At 53.9% G+C, this 17,250-nt stretch carries 15 protein-coding genes and 2 riboswitches; of the genes, 14 read left to right on the top strand and 1 reads right to left on the bottom strand.

Annotated elements, in window-relative coordinates; genetic code table 11:
• The first annotated feature begins 98 nt into the window (after nt 1–98).
• The 8 genes from PDUR_RS00550 to PDUR_RS00515 all read left to right on the top strand — a co-directional run bounded on the left by PDUR_RS00550 (nt 99) and on the right by PDUR_RS00515 (nt 10,482).
• On the top strand, nt 99–2,174 hold the full coding sequence (locus tag PDUR_RS00550; RefSeq protein WP_042204622.1) for a transglycosylase domain-containing protein: 2,076 nt from the start codon (nt 99–101) through the stop codon (nt 2,172–2,174).
• A gap of 98 nt (nt 2,175–2,272) precedes the next feature.
• Nucleotides 2,273–2,956: a DNA-3-methyladenine glycosylase gene (locus PDUR_RS00545; RefSeq protein ID WP_330217234.1), complete on the top strand. Its 684-nt coding sequence runs from the start codon at nt 2,273–2,275 to the stop codon at nt 2,954–2,956.
• Nucleotides 2,957–3,118: 162 nt separating this feature from the next.
• On the top strand, nt 3,119–4,315 hold the full coding sequence (locus PDUR_RS00540; RefSeq protein WP_042204621.1) for a copper amine oxidase N-terminal domain-containing protein: 1,197 nt from the start codon (nt 3,119–3,121) through the stop codon (nt 4,313–4,315).
• Between the two features lie 64 nt (nt 4,316–4,379).
• Nucleotides 4,380–4,853 carry an AbrB/MazE/SpoVT family DNA-binding domain-containing protein gene (locus PDUR_RS00535; RefSeq protein WP_042204620.1) on the top strand — a complete coding sequence of 158 codons (474 nt, stop codon included), beginning with the start codon at nt 4,380–4,382 and terminating at the stop codon, nt 4,851–4,853.
• A 368-nt stretch (nt 4,854–5,221) separates the two neighbouring features.
• Nucleotides 5,222–5,971, top strand: coding sequence for a response regulator transcription factor (locus PDUR_RS00530; protein ID WP_330217233.1), 750 nt, complete (start codon nt 5,222–5,224; stop codon nt 5,969–5,971).
• Nucleotides 5,972–6,021: 50 nt separating this feature from the next.
• Nucleotides 6,022–7,260 carry a HAMP domain-containing sensor histidine kinase gene (locus PDUR_RS00525; RefSeq protein ID WP_042204619.1) on the top strand — a complete coding sequence of 413 codons (1,239 nt, stop codon included), beginning with the start codon at nt 6,022–6,024 and terminating at the stop codon, nt 7,258–7,260.
• A 70-nt stretch (nt 7,261–7,330) separates the two neighbouring features.
• Complete coding sequence (locus PDUR_RS00520; protein ID WP_042204618.1) at nt 7,331–8,008, top strand: ABC transporter ATP-binding protein; 678 nt, start codon at nt 7,331–7,333, stop codon at nt 8,006–8,008.
• The gene (locus PDUR_RS00515) at nt 8,005–10,482 is read left to right on the top strand and encodes an ABC transporter permease (RefSeq protein ID WP_042204617.1); all 2,478 of its coding nucleotides are present in this window, start codon (nt 8,005–8,007) and stop codon (nt 10,480–10,482) included. The genes PDUR_RS00520 and PDUR_RS00515 overlap by 4 nt, the downstream gene beginning before the upstream one ends.
• Before the next feature lie 194 nt (nt 10,483–10,676).
• On the opposite strand, the gene PDUR_RS00510 is transcribed toward PDUR_RS00515, so the two are convergent.
• Nucleotides 10,677–11,183 (bottom strand): YwhD family protein, encoded by a 507-nt coding sequence (locus PDUR_RS00510; RefSeq protein WP_042208932.1) that lies wholly within the window; start codon nt 11,181–11,183, stop codon nt 10,677–10,679.
• Between the two features lie 145 nt (nt 11,184–11,328).
• On the opposite strand from PDUR_RS00510, the gene PDUR_RS00505 reads away from it, so the two are divergent.
• The 6 genes from PDUR_RS00505 (at nt 11,329) to PDUR_RS00480 (ending at nt 17,181) form a co-directional block, all read left to right on the top strand.
• Nucleotides 11,329–13,320 (top strand): M1 family metallopeptidase, encoded by a 1,992-nt coding sequence (locus tag PDUR_RS00505; RefSeq protein WP_042208931.1) that lies wholly within the window; start codon nt 11,329–11,331, stop codon nt 13,318–13,320.
• A gap of 11 nt (nt 13,321–13,331) precedes the next feature.
• On the top strand, nt 13,332–14,162 hold the full coding sequence (locus tag PDUR_RS00500; protein ID WP_042204616.1) for a hypothetical protein: 831 nt from the start codon (nt 13,332–13,334) through the stop codon (nt 14,160–14,162).
• Nucleotides 14,163–14,391: 229 nt separating this feature from the next.
• A riboswitch (cyclic di-AMP (ydaO/yuaA leader) is annotated at nt 14,392–14,531 on the top strand.
• Between the two features lie 20 nt (nt 14,532–14,551).
• Nucleotides 14,552–15,019, top strand: coding sequence for a C40 family peptidase (locus PDUR_RS00495; RefSeq protein ID WP_042208930.1), 468 nt, complete (start codon nt 14,552–14,554; stop codon nt 15,017–15,019).
• Nucleotides 15,020–15,376: 357 nt separating this feature from the next.
• A riboswitch (cyclic di-AMP (ydaO/yuaA leader) is annotated at nt 15,377–15,518 on the top strand.
• Nucleotides 15,519–15,523: 5 nt separating this feature from the next.
• A complete protein-coding gene (locus PDUR_RS00490) occupies nt 15,524–16,015 on the top strand; it encodes a C40 family peptidase (RefSeq protein WP_042204615.1) in 492 nt (163 codons plus the stop codon).
• A 207-nt stretch (nt 16,016–16,222) separates the two neighbouring features.
• Nucleotides 16,223–16,723 (top strand): GNAT family N-acetyltransferase, encoded by a 501-nt coding sequence (locus tag PDUR_RS00485; RefSeq protein ID WP_042204614.1) that lies wholly within the window; start codon nt 16,223–16,225, stop codon nt 16,721–16,723.
• Nucleotides 16,724–16,824: 101 nt separating this feature from the next.
• On the top strand, nt 16,825–17,181 hold the full coding sequence (locus PDUR_RS00480; protein ID WP_042204613.1) for a c-type cytochrome: 357 nt from the start codon (nt 16,825–16,827) through the stop codon (nt 17,179–17,181).
• Nucleotides 17,182–17,250 lie beyond the last annotated feature (69 nt).

Raw genomic sequence — 17,250 nt, 5'->3', positions numbered from 1 at the left:
CTATATATTACCCTTATTCTGTTCCTGTCTGAATATCCGAACTCTTCCTTCCCCATAATGAGAAGAAGAACCCATTTACGATAAAGGAGCATGGTATCATGGCGTTACAATCTTCTGACAAGCCTGTACGGAAAAAAAACCGCTGGCGCAGGGTCCTCCTGCTTCTGACCGGCCTGGTGGTCCTGCTGCTAATCTCCACAGGCGCGCTGCTCGGCTATTTATACCAGAAGGATCTGCCGCCGATTCCGGAAGATGCCCGCTCCAGACTGATGGACTCCCGTGGAAATGTGATCGCTGTCTTCTCTGCCGATGGGCGCAGCCATGATCCGGTGGGATTAAAGGATATATCGCCTCTGCTGATTCAGGCGACGCTAGCGGTGGAAGACCGTAAATTCTACGAGCATGCGGGCTTTAATATTAGAAGCATGGGCCGGGCGGTGCTGGTCAATCTGGAAAATGGCAGCCGCGCCCAAGGCGCCAGCACGCTGACCCAACAATTGGCGCGAAATCTGTACCTTTCCCATGAAAAAACGTGGACGCGCAAAGCGAAAGAAGCGATGTACACCTTGCAGTTGGAAATGAAGTACAGCAAGGATGACATTTTGCGCATGTACCTTAATGAGATTTATTACGGACACGGCGCATACGGCATCGAGGCAGCTTCCCGGATGTATTTCGGCAAATCCGCCGCTTCGCTTGACCTCGCGGAAAGCACGCTCCTGGCCGGTATTCCGAAGGGGCCGACGTATTATTCGCCATACAATCATCTGGACAACGCCAAAAAACGCCAGAAGATCATTCTGTCCTCCATGGTGGAGATGGGCGAGATCACGCAGGCGGAGGCCGACCGGGCAGCCGGGGAAACACTTGCTTTGAAGCCCCGCGAGGAGCAGACGGCCGCACTGACCGCGCCTTACTTCCGCGACTATGTCGGCGCCGCAGCGGCAAAGCTGCTCGGCATCAGCACCGATGAGCTGGAGCTGGAAGGACTGAGCGTGTATACGACGCTTGATCCGGACATGCAGCAGGCGGCGGAACAGGCGGTGGCGCAAGGGATGGCCGGCGCAGGCGGCCTGGAGACGGCGCTCGTCTCTATCGATCCCCGCACGGGTTATATCAAGGCTATGGTCGGCGGCGTCAATTACCGGGCGAACCAGTTCAATCATGCACTTGCAACCACCCGGCAGCCCGGTTCCTCCTTCAAGCCGATTATGTACCTGACCGCGCTGTCCGAGAAGGAAATGACAGGGCTTTCGGTCTTCAACAGCCAGCCGACCCTGTTCCACTATGATAATAACCGCAAGACGTACCAGCCCCGGAACTTCGGGGACAAATACCTCGGTGAGATCAACATGCGGCAGGCGATAGCGGCCTCGGACAATATTTACGCGGTTAACACGATTATGAAGGTGGGGCCGGAAAAGGTAATCGAAATGGCGCGCAAGATGGGCGTTATCAGCCCGCTTTCCAATGTGCCTTCGCTGGCGCTTGGCACCTCGCCTGTCAGCCCGCTGGAAATGGCCGGGGCTTTCTCGGTTATTGCGGGCGGTGGCGTCAAGATGCCGACAACCGCTATTCTTAAGATCGTAGACGCCCGAGGGAACGTACTATACGAAGCTCCCAAGGCGGAAGGGGAAAACGTCGTCTCGCCGGCATCGGCTTATGTACTAACCCGGCTGATGGAAGGCGTGTTCGAGACGGGAGGGACGGGCAACCGGGTGGCCTCGTTTATCAAACGCCCGGTCGCCGGCAAGACCGGAACCACCGATACCGACGCCTGGATGGTCGGCTTCACCCCGGAGCTGTCTACCGCCGTCTGGGTCGGCTACGACAAAGGCCGCGATATTACGACAACCGAAGGGAGACGGGCGGCGCCAATTTTTGCGCAGTACACGGAAAAGGCGCTAGAGAACGTTCCACCGAAAATTTTCCCGATTCCGGACGGCGTCGTCAGCGTGTATATCAATCCGGAATCCGGCAAGCTGGCGACTGCGGCCTGCCCCGACAAGGTACTGGAGACTTTTATCAGCGGAACCGAACCGACCGCATACTGCGATTTGCACGGAAACGGCCAAGGAGCGGGACAGGCCGGGGGGCTGGAGGTAAAACAGGGCGGCGGCTCCGACAAGGACCGTTCCTGGTGGAGCGATATTAAGCGTTGGTGGCTCAATTAATTCCCGTGCTTGCACAGCGGGCCAAGGACCGGTACGATAATACTCATCAAGCAAGCAGCGGCTTCTATCCGCTCTCGTGAGGGAGGTGTTCTCCACCCGTGGTACCTGTGAATGGAAATGACGGCCACACTCCGTTAAAGCCGCTCTCTTCCCTCTTGGCCTTGCCCGCGATCAAGGCGGCCCCGCTGCTGCTCGGCCAGCACCTCGTCCGCCTTACGGAGGACGGGGAGATACGCTGCCGGATCGTGGAGGCAGAGAGTTACGGGGGAGCGGAGGACAAGGGCAGTCATGCCTATGGCGGGAGGCGGACGAACCGCACCGACGTCATGTTTCACACCGGCGGTACCGCTTACGTCTATCTTATCTACGGAATGCATCACTGCTTCAATATAGTTACAGCAGAGAAGAATGATCCCCACGCGGTGCTGATCCGCGCGGTGGAGCCGCTGACTCCCCGGGATGCGCAGCTTATGGCTGCCTACCGGGGAACCGCCATCCGCAAGCCGTCCGACCTGTCAGGCGGACCGGGCAAGCTGTGCCGGGCGCTGCGCATCGACCGAAGCCTTAACGGGCTGCGTCTTGACCAGCCTGGCGGTCCGCTCCGGCTGGAGAGCGGCGACGATCCCCGCAGCCTTCCGATTGTTCAGGCTGCGCGCATCAACATCCCCTACGCGGAGGAGTATGCCGGCCTTCCTTGGCGCTTCTACATTAGGGATAACCCTTATGTTTCCGCTCATGATAGCAAGGCCGAGCCCTTTATCTGGACAGAGAACCGGCCGTAATATTATAAATACCGAGTAAGCCTCTCCTTATTGTGTGAACAAATGGAGGGGCTTTTCATTTTGCAACCTTTTTAGTCCGACATACGTCATTATCGCACAGCACTTCCAATAATTTGATGTTAAAGTGAATTATCGCTATTTTAAAGAGAAAGAGGTTGTGTCATGAATACGCGAAGCAAAGCCTCCAGACGAACCGCCGCTCTGTTAGCCGCTTCCACTCTCACCACCCTGCTGTTTGCCGCTGCGCCGATTGAGGCAGCTTTCGCCTCCGGTGCTTCCACTCCGCCCACCGTCCCGTCCGCAGCAGAATCGGCCATCCTAAACGATCTGTCCTTGGAGCATTCCGGCTTTCAGGAGAACGGAACCACATACGTGCCATTGAAAGACATTTCATCCTTACTGGATCTTCAGCTGCTCTGGAATTCTGATAAATCCAGCCTCGAAGTGACGGGACTTTATCAGGCCGTCAGCCTGAAAGCGGGCCAGCCCAAAGCCTATACCGCAGCAGGGAAGGTGATTATGCTGGGGGCAGAGACGCTGATCCGGGGCGGAGTGACCTATGTGCCGGAGAAGCTGTTCTCCAAAGCTTTTGGCGTGCCGGTGGTCTGGAAAGGCGATAATCGATTTGCGGTCCCTTATGCGACAAAGTATATCAAGACGTCAACGGGACGCGAGCTGTTCTGGCTGAACCGGGAGCATGGCGTCCTGTACAGCGGACAGAGCGGTACAGTACCCCTGCGCGCAGGTATAATCCGGGTTGCCGGTCTCGATTGGGTGAGTATGTCCGCCCGCAGGATCAACTCGGCTAGCTATGCAGTTGAGATCGAGAATGCGCGCGGCGAGCCGCATATCAACAACACCCGCTGGCGCGCGCTTGTTTCAGGCGGTTCCCTGGTGCGCCAGGCGATGACCCATTACTGGAATCCCCGGATGCTCGGAATGAAGCGGGATGTTTTTGCTTTTCAGGGCAATGTGGTCATGGTCGACGGGCAGACACTGACGCTTGTGAATCCGGACGGGCATATTTTTAAAACCTATGATCTGCTGGAGATTACCGGCATTAATGACGCCTTCGCGGTGGAATTTGTGGATACCGACTTTCTGCTGGTACGGCCCTTCCAAAAAGGCACGCTCAATCTAATCGACCGCCGCAGCGGCCAGAGCGTTCAGCTGTATAAGCAGCTGCTCAGCGCGGACGACCAGGCCTGGCTAGAGGCATATCCCGACACCGAAATCGACTATCCCGGCGACAATCTTGAGTTTACCGGACGCTCGGGAGACACGCTTTCTTTTGAATGGACATCCTTCACTGGAGGGCAAAAGGTTCATTTTACGTACACGCTTTCCCCTTTATCTTAAAATACATTTACTGTTATAATAATTAAATACAACCAAATCTGAAGATATAAATGAGGGACATGAAATGAAGGATACAGGTATGATCCGGAGTTTGGACAATCTTGGACGCATTGTGGTTCCCGTAGAAATCCGTATGACGCGCAATATAGATATTGGGGATCCGATTGAGTTTTTCATTTTGGACGATCACATTATTGTCCTGCGCAAATACACTTCAACGGAATGCACTTTCTGCAGGAGTCTAGACAATGTCACTTATTTTAAGGACCAATTCATCTGCAACAGTTGTCTTCAGGAGCTTGTGAATCACGATCAGGGCGATGACGAAGCGGAGCAGGAGCCGGGTGAGGAAATTCATGTTCCCTCTTCGGATCTTGGCGCAGGCAAAAAGAAAACCAAATCAGACGAACTTCGCGAGCGGCTGGAGCAAACGATGCTGGAACATCCGGGTGCCAATCAGAAGGAACTTGCCGGGATGCTCGGTATCAGCCAGGCAAGAGTCAGCCAGCTTAAGCGAAAGTTCTCAAGCGGCCGGTAGATGCGGCTCCGGCGCTCCTAATTGCATATATCTTAAGAACCCAACTTACGGCCGTGTTTATTCGCCATTACTCCAAGAAATATGAATGGCTTGCAATTCTCTCCGCACGGCCGAACGGCCTTCAAATTTATCTAGACATGCGATCCTCGCCGAAATGCCGAAAATTTTTCTCGAAATGTGCGAAACCCGTGCTGTTTTTGCAAAAAGAGTTCCAGCGGCGTACATATGATCAGCTGACCAGCCATTGCCCTGGTCTTTTTCCCGTTTACGTACAGTTTTATGCCATTTCAGGTTTACACTTAGTATAGAATTTGACCATAAGCTGGACATAAGAAAAACGGTTAAGCCTACCCTTCAGGATGGCATCCGTGTTTCTCGTAAAAATAACAATAAATGATACGCGCACAGCATATCCTTTATATTTTAAAGAGGTGCTGATCCGGATGAAGCCTGTTGTGCTTGTCGCTGATGACGAGCGGGATATTGTCTCGATGGTCTCGGAATATTTGATGACAGAAGGCTATGAGGTATGGGAAGCGGAGAACGGCACGGACGCGCTGGAGCTTGCCTTGAAAGACCCCGATCTGATTCTGCTTGATGTGATGATGCCGGGACTGGACGGCTTTTCCATCTGCCGGGAAATCCGCGAGGCGGTCCAATGTCCAATCCTTTTTCTAAGCGCCAGGGTGGAGGAAGCCGACCGCATCCTCGGCTTATCACTTGGAGGAGACGACTACATTCTTAAACCGTTCAGCATCGGGGAACTGGGTGCCCGGATTCAGGCCCATCTCCGGCGTGAACGGCGCAGGGCAGCGCCGCCAAAACGGTCAAAGTATGGTAATATTTGGATCGATTACGCTTCGCGGGAAGCGGGATACGGGGATACGGCGATTGGGCTTGCACGCAAGGAATACGAGATACTTGAACTGCTGACCCTGAATCCCGGCCTGACCTTCTCCCGTGAAAGGATGTACGAGCGGATCTGGGGATACGACGCGGAAGGCGACGCGCAGGCCGTGACTGAGCATATCAAGCGGCTGCGCGCCAAACTTGCAGACTCCGGCGAAGAGCAGCGAATTGAAACGGTCTGGGGGGTGGGGTACCGTTGGCGAAAATAGACAAATCCCCGTCTCGAAGAAGTACCGGAAAATGGGACCGGAGGCCTTTCATGCCGGGTCTTACTAGTGGACGGTTGACCGGACGGATTCGCAGACTGTCGCTCAAGGTCTGGATTACCCTGCTGCTCCCTGTCTCCTTGCTATGCGTATTCAGTGTGTTTTCGCTGGTGCAGCAAGTTTGGACAGCTTACGAGTCGCGCTTTTACCCTCTCGTCACCGTCCAGGAAGGAACAAACGGCTCACCCGGCGATGTGACGTATGTAACTTGGTCTGGAGATCCGGCATCAGGCATGACAATGAAGCGGATGCGGCAAATCGGGGCGGATACCTGGGGATACCGTATGATGAATCGCCTCTTTCCGGTTATCTCCATCGTCCTGACCGGACTGTCCCTGTTCGGATTGGCGGTTCTGTTCTACCGACTGAAGCTGCGCCGGCCGCTGCTGGAGCTGCGCAGCGGTATAGAGCGGCTGCGGCGGCAGGATCTGGATTTTACGATCCGGTACCGCAGCGGTGACGAATTGGGTGATTTATGCGCGGCATTCGAAGAAATGCGGGGACAACTTGATGCCGCCTTCAAAGAGCTGTGGGACGCGCAGGAAAGCCAGCGCAGGATGATCCAAGCCTTTGCTCATGATCTGCGCACTCCGCTGACCGTACTGAAAGGCTGCTCCGACCTTATTGGCCTGCAGACCGATAAGGGCTCCCTCAGTCTCGAAACCGTAAAGCGCAACACTCAGCTTATGAAAGAAAATATTCTGCGTATGGAACGGTATGCCGATTCACTACGGGAGATGCGCTCCTATGAAGAGTGGGAGCTCAAACCGGAAACCGTCGGCCTGACGGAATGGTGCCGTAAGCTGGAGTCGCAGTGGACCCTGCTCGCCAAACCGGCCAGAATACGCTTAGCGGTGATTTGCCGCGGCGGCGGCTATGCCGAAGTCGATTCCGCGCTCCTGGGGCGGGTTCTCGACAATGTGGCCGGAAATGCGCTCCGCTATGCTTCTTCACGCGTGGACATCACCCTGGACCTTCGCGATGCCGGGCTACAGATCAAAGTCGAAGATGATGGGCCTGGTTTCTCGCCGGAAAGCCTGCGGCGGGGATTCGAACCGTTCTACCGGGCGGATGCGGCGCGCGGAACGGGGCTGGGGCTCGGGCTAACCATCGCCCGCAGCCTGACGAAGCGACACGGCGGGAATATGAGTCTGCGGAATATAGAGGCCGGCGCCTCGGTCCTGCTCCGCGTACCCTGTCGGCTGTATCCGGCGCTTTCGGCCGAATGTTAGGCTGTATAGGGTTACTATAGAATTGAGTGATACACTCCTCCTTGACAATACAGTTTAAGGAGGAGTTTTGATGTCAATTTTATCCTGCCGGCATGTATCCCGCGTTTATGGTCAAGGCGAAGCCCGGGTCACGGCGTTATCGGACGCCACCTTCGACATTCCCGAAGGGCAATTTACGGTGTTTACGGGGCCGAGCGGAAGCGGGAAGTCGACGCTTCTGCACCTGTGCGGCGGACTGGATCTTCCCGACGAAGGCCAAATCCTGATCGGTGGCGAAGATTTGTACGGGATGCCAGAGAAAAGGCGGGCCGTCTTTCGCCGCCGGACGTTCGGCTTCGTCTTTCAGGCTTTCAATCTGATGCCCGTTCTGACGGCCGAAGAGAATATTCTGATGCCCCTGCTGCTCGACAAACGCCGCAAAGACGAAGCCTGGTTCCAGGAGCTTACTTGTCTGCTGGGCATCTCGGACCGCCTGAAGCATCTCCCTGGCCAGCTTTCGGGAGGACAACAGCAGCGGGTCGCCATCGCAAGAGCGCTGATCGCAAAGCCGCGCGTCATCTTTGCCGACGAACCCACCGGCAATCTTGATACGGACACGGGCACCGAAGTGCTTTCGCTGCTCCGTTCCTCGTCCCGGGCGCTTGGGAGTACCGTTGTCATGATCACCCACGATCCCGGAATTGCCGCTCTGGCGGAACGGAGAATACATATCGTCAACGGCCGGCTGAAGGAGGATGGGGCTGAATGAACCATTATCTGGGGGCAAGCCTTCGTTCCCTGCGAAGACAAAAAACGCTCACGCTGCTAACGGTTGCCGCCATTGCCCTCTCGGTCGCTCTGGTCGCCGTTCTCGTCGCGCTCGGAGACGCTCTTGACCGTGCCCGGATCGACCAGGCGGAATCGCTCGCGGGCAGCTTTCATGTTGAATTTAAGAACATCAAGCCCGCCGATGCCAATGCCTTGATGAAAGACAAAGATGTGCAAAAGCTTGGCGTTGGTCAAATACTTGGCAACGCCCGGATTCCGGGCGAGAATTTCACCCTCAATCTGGAACGGTTCGACAAGAACAGCTTTGCCCTGCTTGGAGTCAAGCTGCTGCAGGGCCGATTGCCGGAGAGCTCCTCGGAAATCCTGCTCGATGAACAGACAGCGGATAAGCTGGGAATTGACTTTGCCGCCGGGAAGCCCGTAACGCTTTCCCTGGAAGCTTCACGCTTGGCGGCGGACGGCTCCCTGCGGAACAAAAAGGTTCAAGACACTGTTTATACCCTCGTGGGCATTATGCGTAACCATCCCGCAACTGTGGCCGGCCGTTACGGAATGGGATTTACGGGACTTGATTCATCTTCGCCGGAGGAAACAGTGAATGTGTTCGTCCGCTTCCAAGACGGCGTGAATCCTCAAGCGGCCGCCGGGATGTGGCGAGAACAGCTTAAACTGCAGGAGTGGCAGACGAACGACAATGATATGCTGCTGTCCGCTATGGGCTATCAGGGCGACGACAACGGGAGCGGCGGGGATTTGACTAGAGCCAGTCTGCTTATCGGAGGGCTGGTGCTGCTGGCAGCCTGCCTAGTGATCTACAATATATTCCAGGTCTCGATCGTTCAGAGGACACGTCAGTTCGGCATGCTTCGCGCCGTTGGTGCCGCTCCGTCCCAGGTGCGCCGGAGCGTACTATCGGAAGCGCTGCTGCTGTGCACGGCAGGCATTCCAGCCGGGTTGCTGATCGGAATACTGTCCTCAGGAGCCGTCACCCGGGCCGTTGCGGCGAATATAAATCCTGATACACTCGGAGTCGAAAGCGCGGCCCAGACCATTGATGTCCTGCAGAACCACCTCCGGTTTCCCTGGACCGCCGCCGTCCTCGCGGCCGCTGTGGGACTTGCGGCCACGCTGGTTTCCGTCTGGATGCCGGCGCGCGCAGCCTCCCGTGTACCGCCAGTTATCGCCCTGTCTGGATTTAACGGAGAGAGCGTAGTCAAAATTCGACGGCGGGCACGTACCCGAGCCATCGGACGTTTCTTCTTGTGGGAGACAGCCAGGCTGAATCTGAAACGGAATCGGAGACGAACCGTCGTCACCGTCGTGTCGCTCGCCATGTCCGCCACGATGTTTGTGGCGCTCCAATCCTTTGTGCTATCGTTCAATACCACCGACATGCTGACCGAAAACATGGACAGCGCCTTTTCCCTCTCCGCCGAGAGCCCGATTGCGGTCAAAGACATTGCCTCCATCCGTTCAATGCCCGGAGTCGAAAGGGTTCGAACCGCGAGGGTCTACAAGCCGCCCTACGACCTTAAGGCACACAAAGCGGCCAACATTCAAAACAAAGCCGAATCCAGCGCATGGCTGCTTGCACATACTTTTGAAGCTATCGGCTATGACGATGAAACACTGCGGCTGCTGCTCGCCAGAGCGGGCGTACAGTCGCCATCTCTCCAGGAGATGAGGAAGCAATCACTTGCGCTGGTATGGAACAACGACGTTAATCAGCGTTTTGACCCGAACTGGAAACCGCCCGAACCCGGAACAAGGGTATCATTCGGGAACGCTGCGGTGGATATAGCGGGCGTTTCGGACATCATCGGCATCCACCGGTATTTCACACCACTCGGAACGACGCTGCTCATGCATGAGGATCAGGTTAAAGCAATCTCCCCGGAGAGCGGCATTACCTATGCCGACGTATTTGTGAAGAGCGGGATGACGCCCGGGCAACGGGAAGCGCTTGAAAAGCTGCTTGCATCCATCAAGAAGGACACGCCGGGAAGTACTCTGACATCCCTTGAGGAAGCCAAAACGGAAGTTGAACAGTCTCTGGCCGGCATCCGCAGTATCGGCTATGGATTAATCGCGCTGATTACAATAATCGGTGCGCTGGGTATCATCAACACCACGCTGACCGGACTGCATACCCGCCGGGTGGAATTCGGCACACTGCAAGCCATCGGCATGAGCGGCGTGCAGATGAGCGTGATGATTGTGCTTGAAAGCCTGCACTACGGATTCCGGGCGCTGCTGATCGGACTTCCTGCGGGAATTGGCCTGTCCGCATTCATAATGACGGTTACCCGCGGAATTGAATATTGGAGTCCTCCGGTCGTGGAGTCTCTCTTGGCCGCACTATGCGCTCTGGCTCTGTGCCTGCTCTCAGCCCTGCCTCCGCTTGCGCGGATGAGAAGAACAAGCATTGTACAGAGCATTTCAGACGTGGACTAAGAACCAAGGGGGCTTGTACAACGGCTTTGCTTGAACAACCTGTATCCGACCGCGCTGTCTATCCTTAAAAGAGCAACAGTATCCACTTCCCGTAAAAAAAAGGCTCCGCTCTTCCTTAAACCAAGGAAAAGCGAAGCCTTGCTATGCCTGCAGCGGGTATCCAAACCCGTAAACCCCTAACCTCCCGACGCGCTCTAGCCTTCGAGAGCCTGCTTTAATTCCTCGGGCGACGCATTCCACCAGTCCGCATTATGCGAGACGAGCAACGATTTGAGTGCCGCCTTCTCCTGTGCGCCAAGCCCTTCTACAATGATACGCCGTTTAAGCGCTGAATCCAGCTTATTCACATGATCGGCAAGGATCTTCCAGCCGCGTTTCGCTTCGCTGTCAATCCACATCTCGCAGGCGGTCAGGCCGGCATAGTGCTGTCCTTCCGGCGTGCGTTCAACCGCCACCCACACAACCCACACCTGTCTGCCTCCCGGCGCATCCTCGCGATTCGCGGAGAACTTGATGCCCTTCTCCACCTTGCTCTTGGCATGCATGGCACCAATGTCGATGACTGCTTCGCCGCCGTCGATAATCACAGGCGACACATTGTTCAAGTCGATTGAGCCTGCTCCGAAGCCTTTATGCTTGCTCTTAGCGTTCACAATATTCAAGGCAATCTGTTTCTTGCTGTCCGGCTGCTTATTGTCCATGCCGCACTCCCTTCCCTTGTACAATTTCAGTGATTTATAGGCCGTCAGGCGTTTCTTCTTGAATAATTTAATTTTAGCTAATAATACGGCCGATGCCAACATATACATCCCGTAGAAGCTTGTCAACGGGAGGAATTACAGTATGATGCGACGATTCCGCACAACCTTTCTCTTCGCCGCCCTGGCCGCCCTCTGTCTGCTGGGAGGAGTGCTATGGGCGTTATCCGGATCTCCTGCGGTCTCCCGGTCCGCCGCCGCCCCGGAAACGGCCAAGTCCCCGGCCAGTACCCGCCAGGGGCCGGCTGTAAAGCCCGCTCCGCCAGCCCCGCCGGTAACGCCGTCCACCCAGGCGCTCAGCCGGAGAGTAGCGGAGTATCACCTCAGCGTGCAGCTTGCTCCGGATGAAAAACAGCTGACCGCCGCCGAGACAGTAACATGGATCCATCCCGGCAAGAAACCGGTGAGCGATCTGTATTTTCATCTCTATCCCAATGCTTTTGCCTCGGACAAGACGACATTCATGAAAGAATCCGGCGGGAAGCTGCGCAGCGACCGCATGCCTGAGGACGGATTCGGCTCCATGACGCTGACCGATGTGCGCACGGAAGACGGCGTGTCCCTTCTGCACCGGATGCAGTACGTTCAGCCCGACGATGGCAATCCGGGCGACCGGACGCTGATCAAAATCCATCTCCCGCAGCCGGTAAACGGCGGGGAAAGCGTTACGCTCAGGCTCCAGTATGAAGTGCAGCTGCCGAAAATCTTCGCCCGTATGGGCGAATCCGGGGATTTTGTCATGGCCGGCCAGTGGTTCCCCAAGCTTAGCGTCTACGAACCGGTTGGAACGCGCGGCGTGAAGGAAGAAGGCTGGAACCTTCACCAGTATCACGGCAATTCTGAATTTTACAGCGACTTCGGCATATACAGCGTAGCTATTTCGGTTCCTGCAAATTATACGGTGGCCGCAACCGGATTCCCTGTCAAAAACCCCAGAATCATAGAAGGACGCAAAATCTATCAGTTTTATGCCGACGATGTCCATGATTTCGCCTGGGCTGCTTCCCCTAACTTTATCTATGCGGAGGAAGCGTTCTCTACGGCTGAAGTGCCCGGCGTGCGGATCAAGCTGTATTTGGACCCTCTGCACAAAGATCTGAAGGAGCGCTATTTCCAAGCCGCCAAAGCCGCATTGACCGCTTTCAGCAAATGGTACGGCCCGTATCCCTATACAACGCTGTCTATCGTCGTGCCGCCCAAAGAGGGCAACGGAGCAGGAGGCATGGAATATCCCACTCTGATTACTGCCTTCGCCGCGAATAGAGACTCTGCCGACACCTCGCTGGAGCGGACGGTGATTCACGAGATCGGACACCAGTATTTTTACGGCATGGTTGCAAGCAATGAATTCGAGGAAGCCTGGCTTGATGAAAGCTTTACCTCCTATGCCGAGGACAGGCTGATGGAACAGGAGTATGGGATCGCCTCCAATCTTCCGCTGCAGGCCAGTCTCGTCACTGCCCCCAAGCCGCTGACTCTGAATGCCTGGAAATACGGCGGAGCCAACGCCTACACCCAGAACGTCTACGTGCGGGGCAAGCTGGTGCTCAAGGATATCGAAAGACAGGTCGGCGTGAAGACGATGGATTCCATTATGTCCACCTATGCCCGCAAATATCGCTTCCACCATCCTGCCACTGCCGATTTTCAAAAAATGGTGGAAAAGGCGACCAAAAAGTCGTGGCAAGCTTACTTCGAACATTACGTATACGGCGGGGATGCTCCCGACTTCTCTGTTGAGAGCATTACAGTAAGCAAGAACAAAAACGGCGGTTACGAGTCGCTGACAACCATCACTAATAAGGGCAGCCTATACCCTGGCGTAAACGTCGAGTTCACCTTCGCTGACGGCCGGACGCTGCAGAAAACATGGAATGGCCAAGGGGGCAAAACCACGTTCCGGCTTACTTCTACGGCTCCTCTTGTTTCGGCCGAAGTGGACCCGGGTCACGAAATACTGCTGGAGAACAAGCATATGAACAACTTCAGAAAAGCATCTCTCCCCGCCGCCTTCGTCTCCCGCTGGACCCTCAGTCTGACAAATGCAATCGAAACTGTGCTCGGAACTTTCGTCTGGTGAGGTGAGATCAAATGAGAATTTGGATAACCCGCGGCTGGGGCAGCGTCAAGGAACAATTGTATATTCTGATCCTGCTATTCATCTACCGGCTGCTATGGGGGTACTTGATGTACCGTTTTGTAAGATCGGCGGTTGTCCCGGCGCTGCTGCGCTACCCTTCCGAAAATGCCGGCGGCAGCGCGATAGGCAGGATGCTGTACTATATCGAGGCTCAATTGAGTCTGTCTGCCAATCCCGACGTGCGGCGCTGGCTCTGGACACTGCTGATTCTGGTCGCCGCGCGCCTGCTGGCTGCGCCGTTCATCCGCGCCGGGCTGCTGAATGAGCTGCATCAGGAGAGCAGGGGAGAGCGCGGGCTGTTCTTTTTTCCCGGAATGAAAAAGTACGGGCTGCCCATTCTGCTCTTCAGCGTCACCGAGTGGGTCCTGACCCTTCTCCCCCTGTACTGGCTCCTGCCAAAAGTTTATAGGCTAATTCTGTCGTCCTACTGGGAACCGGCGCTGCTCTTTCGGATTCTTCCCTGGCTTCTCGCATGGCTGCTGTATGTATTTATTATCCGTCTGGTCCTGCTTTATATGCAGTTCGGTTATACTGGCGGCACCGGAGTATTCGCTTCTTTACTTATTGCCTTACGCTGCATCTTCCACGCTTCTGTACTACAGGCTCTGCTGGGGGCAGGCGGTTTCCTGATCTCTCTGATCTGCGCAGTAACAGGCTGGCTATGGCCCGGATTGCCCGCGCTGTTCATAAGGCAGCTAGCGCCCCTTCCCTCTACTCTGTTTGATATGTGGGGATTGTCGGCACAGTATCATTTATGGCATAGTAAAACAGCTGATCCATAACAAGAAAACCCTTTTATTTGCAAAAAAACGGCAAAAAGAGTTCAAATTCCGTGACAGGAATCTGAACTCTTTTTTTGTTTCTTAATCTCCGGGCGGCCTGCCCGCTGAAAAAAGTTGCAAAACTGTAATGCCTCTGATAAAATGAGGTTTGTGTTGAGGTAACAAGTTTGTAATCTTTCAAATTATTTTGTTATTTTGTCATATGATGTTGAATCGAATCGACATACTGGTGCACAACAAGCCAAATCCCCGGGCACCGGGGAGCGGGGGAACCATTTTTTGGGTGAATTGATCTAGCAGCAAAGAGATCATAGGGAACCTTCAAACCGAATCCTTAAGCTAACCACGCAGGCATTGGAAGGAGAACATAAGCTTTGAGAAGTCGACACATAAAGAAAAAACTTGCAGCTGCTGCATTGAGCCTTGTGATGGCTTTCACTTTAGGGTCCGGAAGCGCTTTCGCAGACTCCAAAATGGATACGGTTATTGCAAAAACATTAGGAACCTCATATAAAACCGGCGGAATGAGCACGGCCGGCTTTGATTGTTCCGGATTCACCAAATACGTTTATAAAAAGATGGGATTTACCCTGCCTCGTACTTCCAAAGCGCAATACAAAGTAGGAACCGCCGTATCACGCAGCAAACTGCGTGCAGGAGATCTCGTGTTCTTCAATACGTTCGGAAACGGCGTCTCCCATGTCGGCATTTATGTCGGTAACGGCAAATTCGCGAATTCCTCTTCTTCGCGCGGCGTAACTATCAGTTCAATGAGCCAGTCCTACTGGGCCAATCGTTATGTTGGCGCCAAGCGGGTCATGAGCACAAAAGCATATCAATCCGTAGCTTACGATTAATTTTAACAGCCGCCCGGAGAATGATTACATGTGTAATCAAGCTCCGGGTTTTTCTTTTCCCTATAGTTAAGCTGTACACAAGTTTCGACAGCCTGAAACACTTTTTTTTAAAAATGAAAAAAGAAAATTTAATCTATTAACTGCAAAAAAAGGCTTTTACCTATGTTCCATGATTGAATCTATTGCTACTCTATAAATGTAATCACTGAAAGAGAGTCTTTTTACTATATTAAAAGTGATTGCCAAGCAACAAAAGGTTTGTTACAATATTCGCAATGAGTTTTCAGTAACATTTTTGTAATCAGTACCCCCGTTTTAACATAAAAATTGTCATGATTAGTTACTATAATTCGAACTATACAGCAAATGCCGAATTCCCTAACGATAGGGAAGCGGGGGAACCATCTTTGGGTGAATTGACCTCCTATTTCAAGAGGGGTCATAGGGGACCTTCTACCGAATCCTTAAGCTAACCTCGTAGGCATATGGAAGGAGTCTAGTCCCTTGAAGAAGAAGTTGGCAGCAGCATTCCTGAGTTTGTCCATTGTTCTCACGCTCGGAGCAGGCAGCGCATTCGCTGATTCCAAAATGGATAAAGTAATCGACCGCACGATTGGAACGAAATATGTATCTGGTGGTACGAGTACCAACGGATTTGACTGTTCTGGATTTACGATGTATGTGTTCGACAAGGTCGGCATTAATCTTCCGCATCAGTCAGGCTCCCAATATAAAATGGGAAAATCGGTATCACGCAGTGATTTGAGATCCGGGGATCTTGTATTCTTTAACACTTCCGGACGAGGCGTTTCCCATGTCGGCATTTATGTCGGTGACGGCAAATTTGCCCATGCTTCCTCTTCGAAAGGCGTTACGATCAGTTCCCTGAGCGACAGCTACTACGTTAACCGTTATGTTGGCGCCAAACGAGTTATGAGCTCCGACGCTTATCAAGATGCGACCGTTGATTCTCAAGATAATGATGATGTGCAATAGCACTTTTATATGAGACCCCTTCCCGGATAATACGTTCCGGCGAGGGGGTTTGTTCGTTTATCCTTATTTTACCCCCTCCGAAATTTGCTAAACACACCCGCAGCGCCTGCGCCCATTTTCCGGAAAAGTTTTTGCGTCGCTCTCCCCTTTTTATGTATATAATTTAAGTATTAAGGTTCCTTGCGAGGAAAGGAGGTCGCTGAACGTATGATTAGCTCTCCCGTTATCTTTCACGTCGTACCTATGACAGCTGCGCATGCCAAGGACATTTGCGGGTGGCATTACAAGGCTCCCTATAATATTTACGGCTGGCTGGCGTGGGATAAGATGGAGGCCCTTGGCATTGAATTCGGTGATCCGCGGATCCGAAGAGAGCAGTACGTTTCCGTACTGGATCAAAAGGACAATCTCTGCGGGTTTGCACAGCTCTTTCCGATGGAGGGGACAGTCCGGCTCGGCATCGGCATGCGTCCCGATCTATGCGGTCATGGCCTAGGCCATTTGTTTGTGGGAGCGATAGTGAGGGAAGCGCTGAAGCGTTACCCTAGCCGTGAGGTGGATTTGGAAGTTCTGACTTGGAATCAAAGAGCGATTCGCGCTTACCGCAAATGCGGTTTCACGATCACCGATACGTATGAACGCCGTACGCCAAATGGCGAAAAACCCTTTTACTGTATGGTCTATGATAAGTCCTCTGCTAAAATTTGAACTGAGCTGACCGACGTTCATTTTTTTGACACAAACCCTATGATAACGCTTCACCATCCGTTATAATAAGTGCAGTAGCTTATACAGGGGGGACGAAAGGGATGCAAAAATGGATCATGAGCGGTTTGTTTTTCGCTGCCTGCGCCTTCGCGGTTATCCTGATGTTCACACTGCCGGGCCGGGAGCAGGTTGCCGAGCAGAATAGTCCGACTATGCCGACTGTTGAGGCGAATCCTGCCAAAGCGGAACAGACAGTAAAAGCCAACTGTATCAGCTGCCACGGCGATCAGCTTCAGGGCGGGGTCGGACCGAGCCTGCAGCAAGAAGGAAACAATCATAATGCCGAGCAGATTTACAGCATCGTTACCAAAGGACGGGGGCAAATGCCTTCCTTTAAGGATAAGCTGGCCCCTGATGAAATCGCCAACGTCGCCATGTGGCTGTCCGAGAAAAAGTGACCATGACAGACAATACGCCTCTGCGAAGGAAGGCTAAAGCTTTCCTGGCGCAGAGGCGTATTTTTCAAA

The sequence above is a fragment of the Paenibacillus durus genome, from assembly GCF_000756615.1.
Lineage (GTDB): Bacteria > Bacillota > Bacilli > Paenibacillales > Paenibacillaceae > Paenibacillus_AQ > Paenibacillus_AQ durus.
This window is presented reverse-complemented; position numbering and strand designations above follow the sequence as displayed.